Annotated in this window: 18 protein-coding genes; 13 read left to right on the forward strand and 5 right to left on the reverse strand. The window is 66.4% G+C overall.

Features of this window, described 5'->3' with window-relative positions:
* Positions 1-3: 3 nt before the first annotated feature.
* The 3 genes from purH to ACK8OU_RS04490 form a co-directional block, all read right to left on the reverse strand.
* Positions 4-1,590, reverse strand: coding sequence for a bifunctional phosphoribosylaminoimidazolecarboxamide formyltransferase/IMP cyclohydrolase (gene purH / locus ACK8OU_RS04480; protein ID WP_410302187.1), 1,587 nt, complete (start codon positions 1,588-1,590; stop codon positions 4-6).
* Positions 1,591-1,611: 21 nt separating this feature from the next.
* On the reverse strand, positions 1,612-3,405 hold the full coding sequence (locus ACK8OU_RS04485; RefSeq protein ID WP_410302188.1) for a heparinase II/III family protein: 1,794 nt from the start codon (positions 3,403-3,405) through the stop codon (positions 1,612-1,614).
* A 76-nt stretch (positions 3,406-3,481) separates the two neighbouring features.
* Entirely contained in the window at positions 3,482-4,771 is a 1,290-nt protein-coding gene (locus ACK8OU_RS04490; RefSeq protein WP_410302189.1) for an RsmB/NOP family class I SAM-dependent RNA methyltransferase, read from the reverse strand.
* A gap of 91 nt (positions 4,772-4,862) precedes the next feature.
* Here ACK8OU_RS04490 and ACK8OU_RS04495 point away from each other — a divergent pair, with 91 nt between their 5' ends.
* Positions 4,863-5,042 carry a DUF1674 domain-containing protein gene (locus ACK8OU_RS04495; RefSeq protein ID WP_250041219.1) on the forward strand — a complete coding sequence of 60 codons (180 nt, stop codon included), beginning with the start codon at positions 4,863-4,865 and terminating at the stop codon, positions 5,040-5,042.
* A gap of 37 nt (positions 5,043-5,079) precedes the next feature.
* On the opposite strand, the gene dapB is transcribed toward ACK8OU_RS04495, so the two are convergent.
* Positions 5,080-5,895 carry a 4-hydroxy-tetrahydrodipicolinate reductase gene (gene dapB / locus ACK8OU_RS04500; protein ID WP_410302190.1) on the reverse strand — a complete coding sequence of 272 codons (816 nt, stop codon included), beginning with the start codon at positions 5,893-5,895 and terminating at the stop codon, positions 5,080-5,082.
* A gap of 99 nt (positions 5,896-5,994) precedes the next feature.
* On the opposite strand from dapB, the gene rbfA reads away from it, so the two are divergent.
* The 9 genes from rbfA to ACK8OU_RS04545 all read left to right on the forward strand — a co-directional run bounded on the left by rbfA (position 5,995) and on the right by ACK8OU_RS04545 (position 14,080).
* Positions 5,995-6,420 (forward strand): 30S ribosome-binding factor RbfA, encoded by a 426-nt coding sequence (gene rbfA / locus ACK8OU_RS04505; protein WP_410302191.1) that lies wholly within the window; start codon positions 5,995-5,997, stop codon positions 6,418-6,420.
* A complete protein-coding gene (locus ACK8OU_RS04510; RefSeq protein WP_410302192.1) occupies positions 6,398-7,126 on the forward strand; it encodes a phosphodiester glycosidase family protein in 729 nt (242 codons plus the stop codon). Before rbfA ends, ACK8OU_RS04510 begins: the two co-directional genes overlap by 23 nt.
* Before the next feature lie 51 nt (positions 7,127-7,177).
* Positions 7,178-8,080 carry a tRNA pseudouridine(55) synthase TruB gene (truB, locus tag ACK8OU_RS04515; protein ID WP_410302193.1) on the forward strand — a complete coding sequence of 301 codons (903 nt, stop codon included), beginning with the start codon at positions 7,178-7,180 and terminating at the stop codon, positions 8,078-8,080.
* Positions 8,081-8,231: 151 nt separating this feature from the next.
* On the forward strand, positions 8,232-8,747 hold the full coding sequence (locus ACK8OU_RS04520; RefSeq protein ID WP_410302194.1) for a DUF1643 domain-containing protein: 516 nt from the start codon (positions 8,232-8,234) through the stop codon (positions 8,745-8,747).
* Between the two features lie 104 nt (positions 8,748-8,851).
* Entirely contained in the window at positions 8,852-9,778 is a 927-nt protein-coding gene (locus tag ACK8OU_RS04525) for a calcium-binding protein (RefSeq protein WP_410302195.1), read from the forward strand.
* 156 nt (positions 9,779-9,934) lie between these two features.
* Complete coding sequence (rpsO, locus tag ACK8OU_RS04530) at positions 9,935-10,204, forward strand: 30S ribosomal protein S15 (protein ID WP_250041523.1); 270 nt, start codon at positions 9,935-9,937, stop codon at positions 10,202-10,204.
* Positions 10,205-10,380: 176 nt separating this feature from the next.
* Entirely contained in the window at positions 10,381-12,528 is a 2,148-nt protein-coding gene (gene pnp / locus ACK8OU_RS04535; RefSeq protein ID WP_410302196.1) for a polyribonucleotide nucleotidyltransferase, read from the forward strand.
* An 89-nt stretch (positions 12,529-12,617) separates the two neighbouring features.
* Complete coding sequence (locus tag ACK8OU_RS04540) at positions 12,618-13,310, forward strand: hypothetical protein (RefSeq protein ID WP_410302197.1); 693 nt, start codon at positions 12,618-12,620, stop codon at positions 13,308-13,310.
* Complete coding sequence (locus ACK8OU_RS04545; protein WP_410302198.1) at positions 13,310-14,080, forward strand: glycosyltransferase family 25 protein; 771 nt, start codon at positions 13,310-13,312, stop codon at positions 14,078-14,080. Before ACK8OU_RS04540 ends, ACK8OU_RS04545 begins: the two co-directional genes overlap by 1 nt.
* Before the next feature lie 44 nt (positions 14,081-14,124).
* On the opposite strand, the gene ACK8OU_RS04550 is transcribed toward ACK8OU_RS04545, so the two are convergent.
* Complete coding sequence (locus ACK8OU_RS04550; protein WP_410302199.1) at positions 14,125-14,781, reverse strand: peroxiredoxin; 657 nt, start codon at positions 14,779-14,781, stop codon at positions 14,125-14,127.
* A gap of 185 nt (positions 14,782-14,966) precedes the next feature.
* On the opposite strand from ACK8OU_RS04550, the gene ACK8OU_RS04555 reads away from it, so the two are divergent.
* From ACK8OU_RS04555 to trxA, 3 genes are all read left to right on the forward strand, one after another.
* A complete protein-coding gene (locus tag ACK8OU_RS04555) occupies positions 14,967-16,403 on the forward strand; it encodes an aldehyde dehydrogenase family protein (protein ID WP_410302200.1) in 1,437 nt (478 codons plus the stop codon).
* A 63-nt stretch (positions 16,404-16,466) separates the two neighbouring features.
* A complete protein-coding gene (locus ACK8OU_RS04560; RefSeq protein WP_410302201.1) occupies positions 16,467-17,255 on the forward strand; it encodes an exodeoxyribonuclease III in 789 nt (262 codons plus the stop codon).
* 63 nt (positions 17,256-17,318) lie between these two features.
* Positions 17,319-18,218 carry a thioredoxin gene (gene trxA / locus ACK8OU_RS04565; RefSeq protein ID WP_410302202.1) on the forward strand — a complete coding sequence of 300 codons (900 nt, stop codon included), beginning with the start codon at positions 17,319-17,321 and terminating at the stop codon, positions 18,216-18,218.
* The last annotated feature ends 23 nt before the right edge of the window (positions 18,219-18,241 follow it).

Consider the following 18,241-nt stretch of genomic DNA (forward strand, 5'->3'; position numbering starts at 1 on the left):
GCATCAGTGCCGGAAATGCCGCATCCCGGTAAAGACCATCGCCAGCCCGCGTTCATTGGCGGCATCGATCACTTCCTGGTCGCGCATCGACCCGCCCGGCTGGATGATTGCCGTGGCGCCGGCCTCGGCGGCGGTGATCAGCCCGTCGGCAAAGGGAAAGAACGCATCCGAGGCCACGACGGACCCCCTGGTCAGCGGCGCGGGCAGGCCCATCACCTCGGCCATGTCCTGTGCCTTGCGGGCGGCGATGCGGGTGCTGTCAACGCGGCTCATCTGACCGGCGCCGACGCCCACCGTGGCGCCGTCCCTGACATAAATGATCGCGTTCGACTTGACGTGCTTGGCGACCTTCCAGGCGAACAGCAGATCCTGCAGTTCCTGTTCCGTCGGCTGGCGCTTGGTGACAACCTTCAGATCCGCGCGCGTGATTGCGCCATTGTCCTTGCCCTGCACCAGGAACCCGCCCGCGACCTGACGATAGGTGGTGATCGCCGCCTTCGGGTCGGGCAGGGCGCCGGTGGTCAGCAGCCGCAGGTTCTTTTTCGCGGCAAAGATCGCGCGGGCCTCATCGCTGGCATCGGGGGCGATCACGACCTCGGTGAAAATCTTGCAGATCTCTTCGGCCGTTGCGCCATCCAGGACCTGGTTCAGCGCGATGATGCCGCCGAAGGCCGAGGTGCGGTCGCAATCGAAGGCCCGGGCATAGGCCTCGGTCAGGGTGGCGCCGGTTGCCACGCCGCAGGGGTTGGCGTGCTTGATGATCGCACAGGCCGGGGCGTCGGCGCCGAATTCCGCGACCAGTTCAAAGGCCGCATCGGTGTCGTTGATGTTGTTGTAGGACAGTTCCTTGCCCTGCCACTGTTTCGCCGTGGCCACGCCCGGGCGGTTTGATCCGTCCAGGTAGAAAGCCGCCTGCTGATGCGGGTTTTCGCCATAGCGCAGGGTCTGGGCCAGCGTTCCGGCAAAGGCGCGTCGGCGCGGCGTTTCCTGCCCGATCGCGCCGGCCATCCAGGTGGACACGGCGGCGTCATAGGCGGCGGTGCGGGCATAGGCGATCTGCGCCTGATGCTGACGGAACGCCAGCGATGTGCGCCCGTCATTGGCGGCCAGTTCGGCCAGCACCGCGTCATAATCCTGGACATCGACGATGGTGGCGACAAAGGCGTGGTTCTTGGCCGCAGCCCGGATCATGGCGGGGCCGCCGATGTCGATGTTCTCGATGCAATCGGCGTAATCGCCGCCACGGGCCACGGTCTGTTCGAACGGATACAGGTTGACCACCAGCAGGTCGATCGGCTCGATGCCGTGGGCCGCCATGGCGACCAGATGTTCGTCATTGTCGCGCAGCGCCAGCAGGCCGCCGTGGACATTGGGGTGCAGCGTCTTGACGCGGCCATCCATCATCTCGGGGAAGCCGGTCACCTCGGCCACGTCGCGCACCGCCAGCCCCGCATCGCGCAGCGCCTTTGCGGTGCCGCCGGTGGACAGCAATTCCACCTCTTGCGCGGCCAGGGCCCGGGCAAAATCGATCAGCCCGGTCTTGTCGGAAACGGAAATCAGCGCACGGCGAAGGGGCACGAGGTTGGTCATGGGGATGGCAGTCCTTCTGGGTCAATCGTCGGTAGGGGGTGGGGCATCGGGACCGATGTCGCGTAACGCCGCGGGCGTATCCTGTGCTTTCGCCAAGGTCCAGCCCAACTGGCAGGCATAATCCAGAACCCGCGCCGTAAGCACGATCTGGCGCGTGGCACGCGGGCGCAGCCGCCCGCTTTCCAGATAGACCGAAGGTTCCAGCGTCAGATCGCCGGTGCCGTCATGGCGGAACACCCAGATTTCGCCCGATTTCAGCGCCATGGACACGGCCGCCCCGCCCAGATCCAGTGTGGCATCCACATCGGGATGCAGGTGAAAACGGATCGCAAAGGGGATGCCTTGCAGGCCGGTGCGGTCGAACAGCACCTCAAATCGCTTGCGATCCCCGGGCGTCATCGCGCCCAGCGTATCGGTGCCCCGCAGGGTCCGGCCATCGGATGACAGGTCCAGATCGCGCACATGGGTCATGCCGTGGGTCGGCACATAGCCATCATGGCCGCACAGCACGCGGGTGCCGTCGCAATCGGGTTCCGGTTGCACCCACACCTGTTGCGGCACCTCGGTCAAAAGCCCGCGCGTGCCGCGCCCCAGCATCCCGTCGGGGCCCAGCCGCGACGAGGAATACCCCCGGATCCCCAGTGTGGAATGGCTGGGCGTGGCGCGCCCGGCACGATGCCAGTCGACCCCGAAGCCCGCGCCCGAACCGCAATTGACGATCAGCGGGCGCCGCCCCGACGTCAGCTCAAATGCCAGCGTCGCGGCATGGGCATTGGCCGAGGCCCGCCCCTGCGGCGGGGCCGCGGCATCCACGATCACCGTGGTGCGACCGCCATGCAGCCGCGCAAATCCCATCGCCAGACCCGCCGCCATCGTGGCCGTGGCCCTTGGCCCCGCCCGCACCCCGGATTGTGCCAGCGCCTGATCCAGCCGGCCTTCGCCGCCGCGCCCGCCGCCGTGAAAGCGCGCAAGCCCGCCATCGGCATGGCGAAGGGCGCGCAGGGTGGGGGCGATGCGCTCGATCGCGGCCAGATGCGCGGGGGCGGGGGTGCGCCCGGCCTGCGACAGGGCGGCGGCAGCCCAGGTCAGCAGGGTCATCACCTCCAGCAGATCTTCGGGATTGCGGGTGGGGATGCCGCCCTGGGCATCGATCTGATCGCCGCATTCACGCGCCAGCGCGGCCGCGGCGGGGCCTGCCAGGCGTTCCATCCCGGTCAGCGACAGGCCGGCATAGACCAGACCCGTCAGCGCCTCAAAGCGTGGCAGACCGGGCGAGGCCGCTTTCCAACGCCGGGAAAGAAAAATGGTCTGCTGGCCAAGGCTGCGAAAGAAACGGTCGGCGGCGGCGCGGTCCTGTCCGTTCAGCAACAGGATCGCGTGGTTGATCCAGCGGATCAGCCGCCGTCCCGTCAGATCGGGGGTCCAGCCCGGGCCCTTGCCGGTGCCGAAACGGGCGATCCAGTCAAACACCCAGGCCTGGGCGCGCACCCGCGCCTCGCGGTCGCCGACGGCGGCCAGATCGTCCAGCCAGGCGCCGCCATGCAGCGCCTCTTCAAAGGCCGGGTCGGGCATCGGCAAATCCCAAAGGCCAGTGCCGGGCCCCTCGATCAGGAAGCCCGCGAACAGGAAATTGCCGGCGATCAGCTGACGTCCGCGCGCGAAAGATCCGATGGTGCGCGGTTCGGGCTGGCTGACAAAGCCGGTTGCCGGGCGCGCGCGCGCCGCGAGTCGCGCCGCCAGCCGGGTCAGCACCCGATCCGCGCGCCCCGAAAGGCCGCCTGCCGCCTGTCCCTGCCGCGTGACTCGCCCTGCCATGATCCCGCCGGTTGTCCCGTTTCGTGCCGCCTCATGCCGGGGGCACCATAGTGCGGCCCCCCTGCGCTGTCACCGTTCAATTCCCCGCCTCGGCGGGCACATGCAGGGCGGCGATGTAAAAGCCGTCAAGCCCGCCGCGACCGGCCCATTGATCGGGGCGCAGCCGCAGGCCGCCCTCGGGGCTGCGCCACTGCGGGTCCAGGCCCGGCAGGTCGGGGGGCAGGATACCAAGGCCCGGGTGCCGGTCCAGTGCGGCGCGGATCTGTGCCTCGCCTTCATCGGGCAGAAGCGAGCAGGTGCAGAACACCAGCCGCCCGCCCGGAACCAGCCAGTCCAGCGCACGGTCCAGCAGCCGGGCCTGCAGCGCGACAAGATCCTTCAGCCCGGCGGGGTCCTTGACAAAGGGCAGATCGGGGTGGCGGCGGATCGTGCCGGTGGCCGAACAGGGCGCGTCCAGCAGGATCGCGTCAAAGGGCGCATCGGGCACCCAGTCCAGCGCATCGGCCACCACGGTCTGCGCCGCCAGCCCGCAGCGCGTCAGGTTGTCGTGCAGCCGCGCCATACGCGGGGCGGAAATGTCCAGCGCCGTCACCGTGGCCCCCGCGGCGGCCATCTGCATCGCCTTGCCGCCCGGTGCGGCGCACAGATCCAGCACCCGTTCACCCGGCTGCGGGGCCAGGATACGCGCGGCCAGCGCGGCCGCGGCATCCTGCACCCACCAGGCGCCCTCGGCAAAGCCGGGCAGGTCCGACACCTGGCCGCGCGCCGCCAGCCGGACCGACCCGGTCGGCAGTGCCACCCCGCCCAACCGCCCCGCCAGCGTTGCGGCATCGCCATCCCGTGGCGTCAGGTCCAGCGGTGCCCCGGCCAGATGCGCGGCCTCCATCGCCTGCACCGCCGTCTTGCCCCAGGCCGACATCAGTCGCCCGCGCAGCCAGCCGGGCAGCGCCGGCGCGGGCAGGGTGGGCCAAAGCGCGGGGCCGGTTTCGGCCACCCGGCGCAGCACGGCATTGACCATCCCGGCATAACCTTCGGTGCGCCGCCCGCCCGCCCGCGCCAGCGCAACGGCGGCATGAACCACACCATGCGGTGGGGCGCCTTCTTCCAGCATCTCGACGGTGGCCAGGCGCAGAAGCGCGCGCAGGTCGGCGGGGGGGGCCTTGCGCAGATGCGGCTTCAGCACCGCATCGGCCCGCCCCAGATGGCGCAGCGTGGTCAGCGCCAGACGCTGCGCGCGCGCGCGGTCGGCCGGTTCCAGCGTTGCAAGCGCGCCTGCCGCCAATTGATCGGACAGCGCCTGCCGCCCCTCGGTCACGCCCGTGATCAGCCCCAGCGCCGCCCGGCGCGCCGCATCCGTCCTGCTCATGCCCCGCGACCCTTCGCCTTGTTGCGCCCGCGTCCCGGCCCTATATCATGCCCCGACCATTGCCAAGGAAGGCCCGCCAAGGAACGCCCGGATGACCGACGAGCCGCAAAAAGACCTGCCCGCAGCCGCGCAACGCGCGCTGGCCGAGGCCGAGGCGCGCCGCAAGGCCGCCCGTGCGCTGGACCTGCCGCCCGAACTGGGCGGTCGCGACGGCCCCGAGCCGGTGCGATTCGGCGATTGGGAAAAGAAGGGCATCGCGGTCGATTTCTAGCCCGCCGCGCCGGGTTGGGCCGCGCCCGGGGCGGGTGTCAGTCCGCCAGCCCCAGGACATTGATCATGTCATATTCGCCGGGCTTCTGCGTCTGGCCCCACAGGGCGGCCTTCAGCGCGCCGCGGGCAAAGATCGCGCGATCCGTGGCGACGTGGCGCAGCACGATGCGTTCCCCCGCGCCCGCGAACAGCACGTCATGTTCGCCCACGATGTCGCCGCCCCGGATCGCGGAAAAGCCGATCGCCCCGGGCCGGCGCGCGCCGGTGATGCCATCGCGACCCGATTCGCGATTTTCTTCCAGCTGGATGCCGCGCCCCTCGGCCGCGGCCTCGCCCAGCATCAGCGCCGTGCCCGAGGGCGCGTCGACCTTCATCCGGTGATGGGCTTCGATCACCTCGATGTCCCAGTCGGCATCCAGTGCGCGTGCCACCTTTTTCGTCAGTTGCACCAGCAGGTTGACGCCCAGGCTCATGTTGCCGGCGCGCACGATCACGGCATGGCGCGCCGCGGCCTTCAGCCGGGCCAGATGGTCCGCCTCAAGGCCGGTGGTGCCGATCACATGCACCGCACGCGCCTGCGCGGCCAGCGCCGCGAATTCCACCGTCGCCGCAGGGGCGGTAAAGTCGATCACCGCCTGCGCGCGGGAAAATGCCAGCAGCGGGTCATCGGTCACGGTCACGCCATTGGCCTGCCCGCCCAGCATCACCCCCAGATCCTGCCCGATCCAGTCATGGCCCGCGCGTTCCACCGCCCCCACCAGCCGCGCCTTGTCGGATGCGGATACGGTGGCGGCCAGCATCCGGCCCATCCGGCCCGAAACCCCGGTGATGACGATACCCGGCAGATCGGTCATGTCTGTCTCTCTCCTTCGTGATCGGCTTTCCTTAGCGGCTTGGCGCGCGCTTGGCAAAGGCCCGTTGCGGGCGCGCCGGGCTTGGCCTACATGGGGGGCATGGCAAAGAACCGTTTTTCCCCGGGCGATGGCCCCTCGCAACGACAGCTCCGCGTGGGCGAGCTGATCCGGCGGACCCTGTCGGATGTGCTGATGCGTGGCGATGTGCATGACCCCGACCTCAACCGCATCTCGATCACCGTGGGCGAGGTGCGGACCTCGCCCGACCTCAAGGTGGCCACCGCCTATGTCACGCCGCTGGGCGGGCAGGGCGCCGAAGAGATGCTGGCCGCGCTGCGCCGCAACAAGGGCGAGCTGCGCCACCTGGTGTCTCGCACCCTGACGCTGAAATTCGCGCCCGAACTGCGGTTTCGCCTGGATGAGACGTTTGACCGGCTGGATGAAACGCGGCGGATGTTTGCCGACGAACGCGTGCAGCGCGACATTGCGCAACCCGACACGGATGATGAAGACGATCTGGATTAACGCGGCCCTGCTGGCGCTGGCGACCCCCGCGGGGGCCCAGACCTGCCGGGCGATCGTTTTCGAAGACACCCCCTTTACCGTCTGTCAGGTGCAGGCCGGCGCTGATCTGCGGTTGTGGCTGAACGATTCCGAGGGGCGGCTGATCGGCACCCCGGAACGGCTGGCCAAGGAACTGGCCGAAGGCGAGGCGCTGGCCTTTGCCATGAACGCGGGCATGTATCACCCCGACCGCCGCCCCGTGGGGCTTCATGTCGAGAACGGGGCAAAGGTCGCGCCGATCGTCACCGCCGAGGGTCCGGGAAACTTCGGCATGCTGCCCAACGGCGTCTTCTGCGCCGATCAGGGGTTTGCGGTGATCGAATCGCGCCGCTTTGCGAATGACGCGCCCGCCTGCCGCATCGCCACCCAATCCGGCCCGATGCTGGTGATCGGGGGCGCGCTGCACCCCCGCTTTCTGCCCGACAGCGACAGCCTGAACATCCGCAACGGCGTGGGCGTATCTGCGGACGGGCAGACCGCTTGGTTCGCGATCTCGGACGCGCCGGTGACCTTCCACCGCTTTGCCCGGCTGTTCCGCGATGAACTGGGCGCGCCGGATGCGCTGTATCTGGACGGTTCGGTCTCGCGGCTGGTCGCGCCGGAACTGGGGCGTGCGGACCCTGGCGTGCCGATGGGCCCGATCATCGGGGTCGTCACCCGCGATTGACGCGCGCGGGGCCTTGGGCTAGCACGCGGCCTTTCGGAACAGGAGGGCACCATGGCTCGCAAGAAGGGTCGCGACATTTCCGGCTGGCTGGTGGTGGACAAACCCGCAGGCGTCACCTCGACCACCGTGGTCAACAAGGTGCGCTGGGCGCTGGACGCGAAAAAGGCGGGTCATGCGGGCACGCTGGATCCGGCGGCGACCGGCGTTCTGGCCGTGGCGCTGGGCGAGGCGACGAAGACAGTGCCCTACATCACCGATGCGCTGAAATGCTATCGCTTCGCCGTGCGCCTTGGCGCCGCGACCAATACCGACGATGCCGAAGGCGCGGTGGTCGCCACCTCGGACATGCGTCCGACCGACGCGGATATCGCCGCCGCCCTGCCTGCCTTCGTGGGCGACATCCAGCAGGTTCCCCCGCAGTTTTCCGCCGTCAAGGTCGAGGGGGAGCGCGCCTATGACCTGGCCCGTGCGGGCGAGGAAATGGACCTCGCCGCCCGCCCGCTTTATGTGGAAAGCCTGGTGCAGGTGGCGCGCCCTGATGCGGATACGGTCGAACTGGAAATGGTCTGCGGCAAGGGGGGCTATGTGCGGTCCATCGCGCGTGACCTGGGGCGGGCGCTGGGCTGCATGGGACATGTGCTCTGGCTGCGCCGGGTATGGTCGGGCCCCTTTGAGGCTGAAGACGGGCTATCGCTGGAGGATGTCGACCGCCTTGCCCGCACGCCGGATCTGGACGCCAGGGTCCTGTCGCTGGAAACGGGCCTTGCCGACCTGCCAGAACTGCGCGCCACCCCCGAGGGCGCGGCGCGGCTCAGGAACGGCAATCCAGGCATGGTGATCGCGGCCGATGCCGATTACGGCGATGAGGCCTGGGCAAGTTTTCAGGGCAAACCCATCGCCGTGGGTATCTACAAGTCGGGCGAGTTGCACCCCAGCCGGGTCTTCAACCTCTGACGGATCACGGGCGGCGCGGGCGAATGAGTATTTTTGCCAAGAAGAAGCGGCATCTGTTTCTTCTTGGCAAAAATACTCCTGCCGGAGGCTTCCGCAGCCAGGTCCGGGCGCCGAGGGTTGTCAAGTCGCGCTGCAGGGCCGAGAAGAACACATGATCACACGCCATCATCAGAAGGGCGATGCCGCCTCGACCGCCGTTTATTCCGATTGCGAACGCTATCGTTACCTGTTGACCCGCACCTGGGATGGGGGCGGGGCGCGCGTCTTGTTCGTGCTGTTGAACCCCTCCACCGCCACCGAAGCGCAGAACGACCCGACCGTCGAGCGGTGCGAGCGGCGCGCGCGCCGGCTGGGCTTCGGGGCGTTTCGGGTGGTGAACATCTTTGCTTTCCGCGCGACGGATCCCAAGGTGATGCGGGCGCAGGCTGATCCGGTGGGCCCCGGCAATGACGCGGCGATCCTGGAAAGCCTGGACTGGGCGGGTGCATCGGGGCACCGGGTCATCTGCGCCTGGGGCGCGCATGGCGCGCATCTGGGGCGCGGCGCTGCGGTTGAACGGATGCTGCGCGCCTCGGGGCATGATTTGTTCCATCTGGGGCTGACCGGCGCAGGTGCGCCCAGGCATCCGTTGTATATCGGCTACGATCGCCAGCCGGAACGGTGGTGAGGGCGTCCGTGTTAACCCATGGTCCCGCAGACTGTGCTAAGAAAGTCTGAACGGCCGAAGGGGTGGTGTTGCCCGCGTGATGGCCGGTAAGGGGTGTGTGGGTCATGTTTCTGATTTCGGGGCTGCTTGGATTGCTGGTCGCGGGTGTGTCGATCGGGCTTGCGCCCGCGCCGGGATCGCAAGAGCCGGGCGGCGGTGCCGGGCCTGAGGATGGTGCGTCTGATACGGCGCCGTCTGTGCCGGTGTCTGACACGATTGCCTGGGGCGGGGCAGAGGGCGATGTTCTGTCGGGCGGCGTCGGCGATGATCAGCTGAACGGATATGCCGGGGAAGACAGGCTTGAAGGCGGGCCGGGGCACGATGTGCTGGTTGGTGGCGCGGATGACGATGTGATCCTTGGTGGTCCGGGTGACGACAGCCTGATCGGCGAGGCCGGTGATGACACGATCCAGGGGGGCGCGGGCAACGATCTTCTGGCGGGCCATTTCGGTGACGACAATCTTGAGGGAGGGCCGGGTGACGACAGCCTGATCGGCGGCGCCGGGGCCGACCTTCTGCTGGGCGGGCCAGGTGATGATACGCTTGAAGGCGCGGCGGGTGATGACACGCTGGACGGTGGCCCCGGTGCGGATGAGTTGTTCGGTGGCGCCGGGGATGACTGGATCACCGGCCTTTCGGACGCGGATGAAGCCGATGCGCCCGACCTTCTGAATGGCGGGGAAGGGGCCGACATCCTGCTGGCAGGCCCGGGTGATTGGGCGCATGGCGGCGAGGGCGGCGATCTGTTCGCGATTGCCGATTGGGACGGTGCCGATACCCCGGCCAGAATAACCGATTTCAACCCCGCCGAAGACCGGATCGCCATCGTCTGGGACGGGAATCCCCCGATGCCGGACCTGACGGTCGAGGCTGCGGGGGCGGATATGGCGGTGATCATGCTGAACGGCGCCAGGATCGCCGAGGTTCTGAATGCGCCGCAACTGACGGCAGGTGATCTGCTGATCATGCCGCAGGGCGCCTTTGCGCGCTAAGCGGCCCGGGGTGCCTGCCGGGCCTGTGAAACAGGCTTCCCTTTTCGGCAAAATTCCCTTATACGCGCGCATCCGCCGCCTTTGGCGGATGCTCCATGGGCCTTGCTGGACGACATCCCGGCCTGCGCCATCCCTCTAACCGACAAGGAGACCCCGATGTCGATTACCGTTGAAGAAAAAGCCCGTCTGATCAAGGAATACGCGACCAAGGAAGGCGACACCGGTTCGCCGGAAGTCCAGGTGGCGATCCTGTCGTCGCGTATTGCGACGCTGACGGAACATTTCAAGGCCCACAAGAAGGACAACCACTCTCGTCGTGGTCTTCTGATGATGGTGGCCCAGCGCCGCAAGCTGCTGGACTATCTGAAGGGCAAGGACGAAGCGCGCTACGCCAAGCTGATCGAGCGTCTGGGCCTGCGCCGCTGATCCAGGGACGCGCCCTTCGGGGCGCGTTTCTCTTTCGACCTGGACGGGATGTCCGGGTGTCGGCCTCCCCACCGGGCCTTATGGGGCGCAGCCGTGAAAGGAAAAGAGGCCACGGGCATGGGGCCCGTACGCAAACAGGCGCGGGGAGGGTCCCTGCGCGACGATAGGAAAAGCTGATGTTCAATATCACCAGGAAATCGATCCAGTGGGGCGAAGAAACGCTGACGCTGGAAACCGGCAAGGTCGCCCGTCAGGCGGACGGTTCGGTCATCGCGACGCTGGGGGAAACCTCGGTCATGGCCAACGTGACATTCGCGAAAGAAGCGAAGCCGGGGCAGGATTTCTTCCCGCTGACCGTTCATTACCAGGAAAAATACTATGCCGCCGGCAAGATCCCGGGCGGCTTTTTCAAGCGTGAGGCGCGCCCGTCCGAAAAAGAGACGCTGACCTCGCGTCTGATCGACCGTCCGATCCGCCCGCTGTTCGTCGATGGCTTCAAGCACGAAGTGCTGGTGATGTGCACCGTCCTGAGCCATGACCTTGAAAATGAACCCGATATCGTGGCGATGATTGCCGCCTCGGCCGCGCTGACGGTTTCGGGCGTGCCGTTCATGGGCCCGATCGGTGCCGCGCGCGTGGGCTTTGCCAACGGCGAATATGTGCTGAACCCTGCCGTCGACGACATGCAGAAGCTGCGCGAAAACCCTGAACAGCGGCTGGATCTGGTCATCGCCGGCACCAAGGACGCGGTGATGATGGTCGAATCCGAAGCCTATGAGCTTTCGGAAGCCGAGATGCTGGGCGCCGTGAAGTTCGGCCATGAGGCGATGCAGCCGGTGATCGACCTGATCATCGATTTCGCCGAAGACTGCGCGAAAGAGCCCTTTGACTTCACCCCGCCGGATTATTCGGCGCTGTATGCCAAGGTGAAGGCCGCGGGCGAGGCGCAGATGCGCGCCGCCTTTGCGATCAAGGACAAGCAAGAGCGTCAGAACGCCATTTCGGCGGCCCGCGATGCGGTCAAGGCCGCGCTGTCCGATGAGGAACTGGCCGACATCAACCTGGGTTCGGCCTTCAAGAAGCTGGAATCGTCGATCCTGCGCGGCGACATCATCAACGGTGGCGCGCGCATCGACGGGCGCGACAACCGCACCGTGCGCCCGATCGTGTCGGAAGTGGGGATCCTGCCGCGCACCCACGGTTCGGCGCTGTTCACCCGTGGTGAGACGCAGGGCCTTGTCGTGACCACGCTGGGCACCGGCGATGACGAACAGATCATCGACGCGCTGCATGGCAACAGCCGTTCGAACTTTCTGCTGCACTACAACTTCCCGCCCTATTCGGTGGGCGAGGTTGGCCGCGTGGGTTCGCCCGGTCGCCGCGAAATCGGCCATGGCAAGCTTGCCTGGCGCGCGCTGCAGGCGGTTTTGCCGGCGGCGACCGATTTCCCCTACACGATCCGCGTCGTGTCCGAGATCACGGAATCGAACGGCTCGTCCTCGATGGCGTCGGTCTGCGGCGGGTCGCTGTCGATGATGGATGCGGGCGTGCCGCTGAAGGCGCCGGTCGCGGGTGTGGCCATGGGCCTGATCCTTGAAGAAGACGGCCGCTACGCCGTTCTCACCGACATTCTCGGCGATGAGGATCACCTGGGCGATATGGACTTCAAGGTGGCCGGCACCGCCGAGGGCATCACCAGCCTGCAGATGGACATCAAGGTCGCGGGCATCACCCCCGCGATCATGGAACAGGCGCTTGCGCAAGCCAAGGATGGCCGGATGCACATCCTGGGCGAGATGAACAAGGCGCTGTCCGCCGGCCGTCAGGAATTCTCGGCCCATGCGCCGCGGATCGAGACGATGACGATCCCGACCGACAAGATCCGCGAAGTGATCGGCTCGGGCGGCAAGGTCATCCGCGAGATCGTCGAGGTTTCGGGCGCCAAGGTCGACATCAACGACGACGGCGTGATCAAGATCGCCTCGGCCAATGCCGATTCCATCAAGAAGGCCTATGACATGATCTATTCGATCGTGGCAGAGCCGGAAGAAGGCAAGATCTACACCGGCAAGGTGGTGAAACTGGTCGATTTCGGTGCCTTCGTGAACTTTTTCGGCAAACGCGACGGTCTGGTCCATGTGTCCCAGATCGCCAACAAGCGGCTGAACCACCCGAACGAACTGCTGAAGGAAGGGCAGGAAGTGAAGGTCAAGCTTCTGGGCTTTGACGACCGTGGCAAGGTGCGCCTTGGCATGAAGATGGTCGATCAGGAGACCGGCGAAGAGATCGCCCCCGAGAAGAAAGAGGAATCGGCGGAAGGCTGAGCTTTCCGGTCCAGCCTTGACGGCAGCCCCCGCACTTGCGGCCGGGGCTGCCGTATTGAATAACCGAATTTCCTGAAGGCTGGGAAGACATGTCAGATATTCCGACCACCTACACGTTCTATCAAAGCAATGTCGATCGCAGGATCGTCGAGGCTCAGGCCTCGGTTTTTGCGCATCTGGGAATCCCGCTTGTGCAGCAGCTGGACGATTCGCTTGATCATGCCGGATGGCTGACCAGGATCATGCGCGACGACAGCCTTGGAAACCTTGCCGTAGTTGCCGATATCGACGCCTTCCCGCTTTGCCTGGCGGGATACCGGCGGCTGACCGATGCCGCCATGGGCGGCAGCGTTTCCGGGCTGGCGCAGGTTGCCAATCACAAGAACCCCGATCACATCTATGCCGCGCCGATGTTCCTGTCGGTCAGGCGCGACATCTACAAGCAGGCCGGTGCCCCGGACATGAGCCGGACGAACCGCTCGGATGTTGCCCAGATCCTGACCCTCCGCGCCGAAGAGGCAGGGATTCCGGTGTCGCTGATCTGGCCGAAATTCTCCATCTCTCCGCGCTGGAGCCTGGCCCAGTATGGCGTTTACGGGATCGGCACCTTCTACGGAGAGAACGAATTCTTCCACCTGTTCGAGGCGCGCAGGCAGCAATCCATGGAACTGTTCCTGGCGGTCGCCGAAGGGGTTCTTGCGGGGCGCCATGATTTCGACCGTTATTTGGCGATCCTTGATCTGGTGCCGCCGAAGCGGAAGAAATTTCTTGGATTGTTCTGATGGCGCCGGTTCCGGTTTTCGTCATCAACCTTGATGGGTCCGACGACCGGCTGGCCTCGGCCTCGGCCCAGCTCGGGGCGGCGGGGCTCGCGTTCGAGCGCCTGCCCGCCTTCGACGGGCGCAGTTTGCGCCCGGAGGAGTTCCCCGATTACGATGCCCGCGCCGCGCAGCGATACATGGGCCGGCCCCTGCGGGGGGGCGAGATCGGCTGCTATCTCAGCCATCTGCGGGCCGCCCGGCGGGTGGCCGAGGGTGCAGCGCCCTTCGGCATCGTGCTGGAAGATGACATGGAGCTGGTTTCCGGTGCCGCGGAAATCCTTGCGCAGATGATCGGCTGGCTTTCGGCCCGCCCGATCGACTGGGATCTGGTCAATCTTGGCCCGAACAAACACAAGATCTATACGCCGCTGGCCCATTTCGGGGACCCGCAGGCCGGGCATGCGCTTACCCGCGCGCATTATTTTCCGATGATGACCTCGGGTCTCTTGTGGTCGCGGAAGGGGGCGCAGGCCTTCGTTGCCGGGCACGGGCGTATCTTCGCGCCGGTCGACAATTATTTCCGCCACTGGCTGACCCGCAGCGACCGGGGGCTTGCGGTCTGGCCGCCGATCGTGCGCACGACGGGGGTGGAAAGCGACATTTTCGCGGGCAATGTCAGCCGCTCGCGCGAGGGGCGCCATCCGCTTTACGGGCTGATCAAGCAAAGGTGGTTGATGACGGACAAGATCCTGGCCCGCTGGCACAAGCATGCCTTCCGGCGGCAAACGTGAAAGGCCCGGCAAACGCCGGGCCTTTTGCATTTCCGCGCCGCCTTTCAGGCCGGGCGCTTGACGGTGCGCAGGTAGGGCAGTTTCACGTCCACCTCTCCGAAGCGCGCCTTTGCATCCTCGGTCGAGACCGAAAGCGCCACGATCACGTCCTGACCGGGCACCCAGTTGGCCGGGGTGGCGAAGGGGGCGTTGTCGGTGGCCTGCACCGCGTCCAGCGCGCGCAGGATTTCCGCAAAGTTGCGGCCCACCGACATCGGGTAGGTCATCGTCAGGCGTACCTTCTTGTCGGGGCCGATGATATAGACGGTGCGCACCGTGGCGGTGTTCGCGGGCGTGCGCCCCTCGGTCGGCAGGTAGTATTCGGCGGGCAGCATGTCGAAGGCCTTGGCCACCGTCAGGCTGGTGTCGTCGATGATCGGGAAATCCGCCGGCGCGCCGCCAAAGGCTTCAATGTCGCGCTTCCATTTCTGGTGATCCGCGACCGAATCGACCGATACGCCCACAACCTTGGTGTTGCGCCTGGCCCATTCACCGGCCAGCTGTGCCACGGCGCCGAATTCGGTGGTGCAGACCGGGGTAAAGTCGCGCGGGTGGCTGAAAATGATCGCATAGCTGTCGCCGATCCAGTCATGGAACCGGATCTGACCTGCGGTCGAGTCGGCGGTGAAGTCGGGGGCGATGTCGTTGATGCGCAGGCCCATGGTGGTCTCCTTACCTGGATGGTTCGGGCCCTACTTAAGGGGTGAAGAACAAAATTGCATCCCACTGCATTGTGGCGGCTTGAAAATGGGATGAAATAGCGCCCTGCCGTTGCCATCCGAAACAATGTTCTCGTGCATTGCATCCGCCCGTTTCGGATGCCACCTTGCCGCAAACGGAGGCTGGAATGATTTTCAAGCGTGATTTCTACATTGACGGCAGGTGGATCACCCCGGCGGCCGCGCGCGATCATCAGGTGATCGACCCCTCGACCGAAGAACCCTGTGCGGTGATCTCGCTGGGCGATGCGGCCGATACCGATGCGGCGGTGGCCGCGGCCAAGGCGGCGTTGCCGGCCTGGGCGCTGACCGACCCGGCAGGGCGGCTGGCATGCGTCGAACGCATCCTGCAGATCTATCGCGCCCGCGCCGAGGATATGGCCCAGGCGATCAGCCTGGAAATGGGGGCGCCGGTAGATCTGGCGCGGTCCGCACAGGTTGAGGCCGGGGCAAGCCACATCCAGAACTTCATCACCGCCTTCCGCGACTTTCGGTTTCTGCGCCCGCTGGGCCCGCATGCCCCCGGCGCGATGATCGCGATGGAGCCGGTGGGCGTGGTCGGCCTGATCACGCCGTGGAACTGGCCGATGAACCAGGTCACGCTGAAGGTGATCCCGGCGCTGCTGGCGGGCTGCACCATGGTGCTGAAACCGTCCGAAGAATCGCCACTGTCCTCGCTGCTGTTCGCGGAAATCATCGATGCGGCGGGCGTGCCGGCGGGTGTGTTCAACCTGGTGAACGGCGATGGCATGGGGGTCGGCACGCAGCTGTCCACCCACCCGGATGTCGAGATGATTTCTTTCACCGGATCGACCCGCGCGGGCATCGCGATCAGCAAGGCCGCTGCGGATACGCTGAAACGCGTCTGCCTGGAATTGGGCGGCAAGGGTGCGAACCTGATTTTCGCCGATGCCGACGACAAGGCGGTGCAGCGTGGCGTGCGGCATTGCTTCAACAATTCGGGCCAGTCATGCAATGCGCCGACCCGGATGCTGGTGGAACGCGGTATCTATAACCGCGCGGTGGAAATCGCGCGCGAAACCGCCGAGGCCACCAGTGTCGGCCCGGCATCCGAACCCGGGCGGCACATCGGCCCGGTGGTGAACAAGGCGCAGTATGAAAAGATCCAGGGCCTGATCGAAAAGGGCATCGCCGAGGGCGCGCGGCTGGTCGCGGGCGGCCCGGGGCGGCCCGACGGTCTGAACCGGGGCTTCTTCGTGCGCCCCACGGTCTTTGCCGACTGCACCCCCGACATGACGATCATGCGCGAGGAAATCTTTGGCCCCGTCCTGTCGATCATGCCCTTCGACACCGAGGAAGAGGCCCTGCGCATCGCCAACGATACGCCTTATGGCCTGACCAACTATGTCCAAAGCCAGGATGGCGCGCGTCGGAACCGTCTGGCGCGGCTGTTGAAATCCGGCATGGTCGAGATGAACGGCCAAAGCCGGGGCGCGGGCGCGCCCTTCGGCGGTGTCAGGGCCTCGGGGCGGGCGCGCGAGGGCGGGCATTGGGGGATTGAGGAATTTCTCGACGTCAAGTCGATTTCCGGCTGGGCCGACTGACGGCAGCGGGTTGCCCTTGGCCGCGCGGTCCGTCAGTATCGCGCGGCTTTCAAGGAGACTGCCATGACCTTCACCCTCGCCACCTGGAACATCAACTCGGTCCGCCTGCGCGAGGGGCTGGTGGCGCGCCTTCTGGCCGAAGAGGCGCCCGACATCCTGTGCCTGCAGGAATGCAAGAGCCCGGTGGACAAGATCCCGCTCGATGCGTTCCGGGCGCTGGGCTACAACTGGATCGTGGCGCGCGGGCAAAAGGGCTATAACGGCGTGGCGATCCTGTCGCGCCTGCCGATCGCCGAGGCGGGGGCGGGCGATTACGCCGGGCTGGGCCATGCCCGCCATGTGGCCGCGCGGCTGGAAAACGGCGTCACCATCCACAATTTCTATGTCCCCGCGGGCGGCGACATTCCCGACCGCGAACAGAATGTGAAGTTCGGCCAGAAACTGGACTTCCTGACCCATATGCGTGACGATTTCCACGCCGACCGGCCGCAAAAGGCGATCCTTGTGGGCGATCTGAACATCGCCCCGCGTGAGGATGACGTCTGGAACCACAAACAATTGCTGAAGATCGTCAGCCACACCCCGATCGAGGTCGAGCATCTGGCCCAGACCCGGGATGCAGGCCATTTTGTCGACATCACCCGCCAGGACATTCCACAGGGGCTGTTGTATTCGTGGTGGTCCTATCGTTCCCCCGACTGGGATGCTGCCGACAAGGGCCGCCGGCTGGATCACATCTGGGCCACGCCCGACATTTCCAGCGCCGCGCATGGTTCACGCGTGTTGCGGGCGGCGCGGGGATGGGAACAGCCGTCCGATCACGCCCCGGTTTTCGCGACTTTTGATCTCTGACCCTTGGCGGCGGCGCGGCGCGCGCGCATATAGGGAACAACCGATTTCCAGAGGAGCCCGAAGATGTTTGGCACCCAAGCACAACCCGCCCATTCCGAACCCGTGAAAGACGTGACCGAAGCCAATTTCATGGACGAGGTGATCGACAAGTCCATGACCGTCCCGGTGATCGTGGATTTCTGGGCGCCGTGGTGCGGCCCCTGCCGTCAGCTTGGCCCCGCGCTTGAGGCGGCGGTGAATGACGCCAAGGGCAAGGTCGTGATGGTCAAGATCAACGTGGACGAAAACCAGATGATCGCGGGTCAGATGCGGGTGCAGTCGATCCCGACGGTCTATGCCTTCTGGCAGGGTCAGCCGGTCGATGGCTTTCAGGGCGCTTTGCCGGGGTCGGAACTGAAGAAATTCGTTGAAAAGCTGGCCGCTCTGGCCGGTGATGGTGGCCTGGCCGAGGCTGTCGAGGCCGCCGAGACGATGCTGGCCGAAGGCGCGGCCGTGGATGCCGCCGAAACCTTTGCCGCCATTCTGGGCGAGGATGCGGAAAACGCCGATGCCTTTGGCGGGCTGGTGCGCGCGCATATCGCACTGGGCAATCTGGATCAGGCCGATGCCTTCCTGGCCGGTGTGCCCGCCAAGATCGCCACCGCCGCCCCGGTCGAGGCTGCGCGGGCGCAGCTTGCGCTGGCCCGTCAAGCCGCCGAAGCTGGTCCGCTGGGCGAGCTGGAGGCCGCGGTGAATGCCGATCCGGCCAACCATCAGGCCCGCTTCGACTATGCCCAGGCTCTGTTCGCCGCGGGGCAGGTCGAACAGGCGGTCGATCAGCTGCTGGACCTGTTCCGCCGCGACCGCGACTGGAACGAAGGGGCGGCAAAGACGCAGCTGTTCACCATCTTCGATGCGCTCAAGCCCACCGACCCGATCGTGCAGAAGGGGCGTCGTCGCCTGTCGTCGATGATATTTGCCTAAGGTCGCGTGCGACCTAGGTTCTT

The organism is Pontitalea aquivivens (assembly GCF_046507575.1).
In the GTDB taxonomy this organism is placed as follows: domain Bacteria; phylum Pseudomonadota; class Alphaproteobacteria; order Rhodobacterales; family Rhodobacteraceae; genus Pontitalea; species Pontitalea aquivivens.

What these genes read in the sequence shown, in the direction of transcription:
- purH (WP_410302187.1), bottom strand. Translation starts at nt 1,590, where the DNA reads ATGACCAACCTCGTGCCCCTTCGCCGTGCGCTGATTTCCGTTTCCGAC.
- ACK8OU_RS04485 (WP_410302188.1), bottom strand. Translation starts at nt 3,405, where the DNA reads ATGGCAGGGCGAGTCACGCGGCAGGGACAGGCGGCAGGCGGCCTTTCG.
- ACK8OU_RS04490 (WP_410302189.1), bottom strand. Translation starts at nt 4,771, where the DNA reads ATGAGCAGGACGGATGCGGCGCGCCGGGCGGCGCTGGGGCTGATCACG.
- ACK8OU_RS04495 (WP_250041219.1), top strand. Translation starts at nt 4,863, where the DNA reads ATGACCGACGAGCCGCAAAAAGACCTGCCCGCAGCCGCGCAACGCGCG.
- dapB (WP_410302190.1), bottom strand. Translation starts at nt 5,895, where the DNA reads ATGACCGATCTGCCGGGTATCGTCATCACCGGGGTTTCGGGCCGGATG.
- rbfA (WP_410302191.1), top strand. Translation starts at nt 5,995, where the DNA reads ATGGCAAAGAACCGTTTTTCCCCGGGCGATGGCCCCTCGCAACGACAG.
- ACK8OU_RS04510 (WP_410302192.1), top strand. Translation starts at nt 6,398, where the DNA reads ATGATGAAGACGATCTGGATTAACGCGGCCCTGCTGGCGCTGGCGACC.
- truB (WP_410302193.1), top strand. Translation starts at nt 7,178, where the DNA reads ATGGCTCGCAAGAAGGGTCGCGACATTTCCGGCTGGCTGGTGGTGGAC.
- ACK8OU_RS04520 (WP_410302194.1), top strand. Translation starts at nt 8,232, where the DNA reads ATGATCACACGCCATCATCAGAAGGGCGATGCCGCCTCGACCGCCGTT.
- ACK8OU_RS04525 (WP_410302195.1), top strand. Translation starts at nt 8,852, where the DNA reads ATGTTTCTGATTTCGGGGCTGCTTGGATTGCTGGTCGCGGGTGTGTCG.
- rpsO (WP_250041523.1), top strand. Translation starts at nt 9,935, where the DNA reads ATGTCGATTACCGTTGAAGAAAAAGCCCGTCTGATCAAGGAATACGCG.
- pnp (WP_410302196.1), top strand. Translation starts at nt 10,381, where the DNA reads ATGTTCAATATCACCAGGAAATCGATCCAGTGGGGCGAAGAAACGCTG.
- ACK8OU_RS04540 (WP_410302197.1), top strand. Translation starts at nt 12,618, where the DNA reads ATGTCAGATATTCCGACCACCTACACGTTCTATCAAAGCAATGTCGAT.
- ACK8OU_RS04545 (WP_410302198.1), top strand. Translation starts at nt 13,310, where the DNA reads ATGGCGCCGGTTCCGGTTTTCGTCATCAACCTTGATGGGTCCGACGAC.
- ACK8OU_RS04550 (WP_410302199.1), bottom strand. Translation starts at nt 14,781, where the DNA reads ATGGGCCTGCGCATCAACGACATCGCCCCCGACTTCACCGCCGACTCG.
- ACK8OU_RS04555 (WP_410302200.1), top strand. Translation starts at nt 14,967, where the DNA reads ATGATTTTCAAGCGTGATTTCTACATTGACGGCAGGTGGATCACCCCG.
- ACK8OU_RS04560 (WP_410302201.1), top strand. Translation starts at nt 16,467, where the DNA reads ATGACCTTCACCCTCGCCACCTGGAACATCAACTCGGTCCGCCTGCGC.
- trxA (WP_410302202.1), top strand. Translation starts at nt 17,319, where the DNA reads ATGTTTGGCACCCAAGCACAACCCGCCCATTCCGAACCCGTGAAAGAC.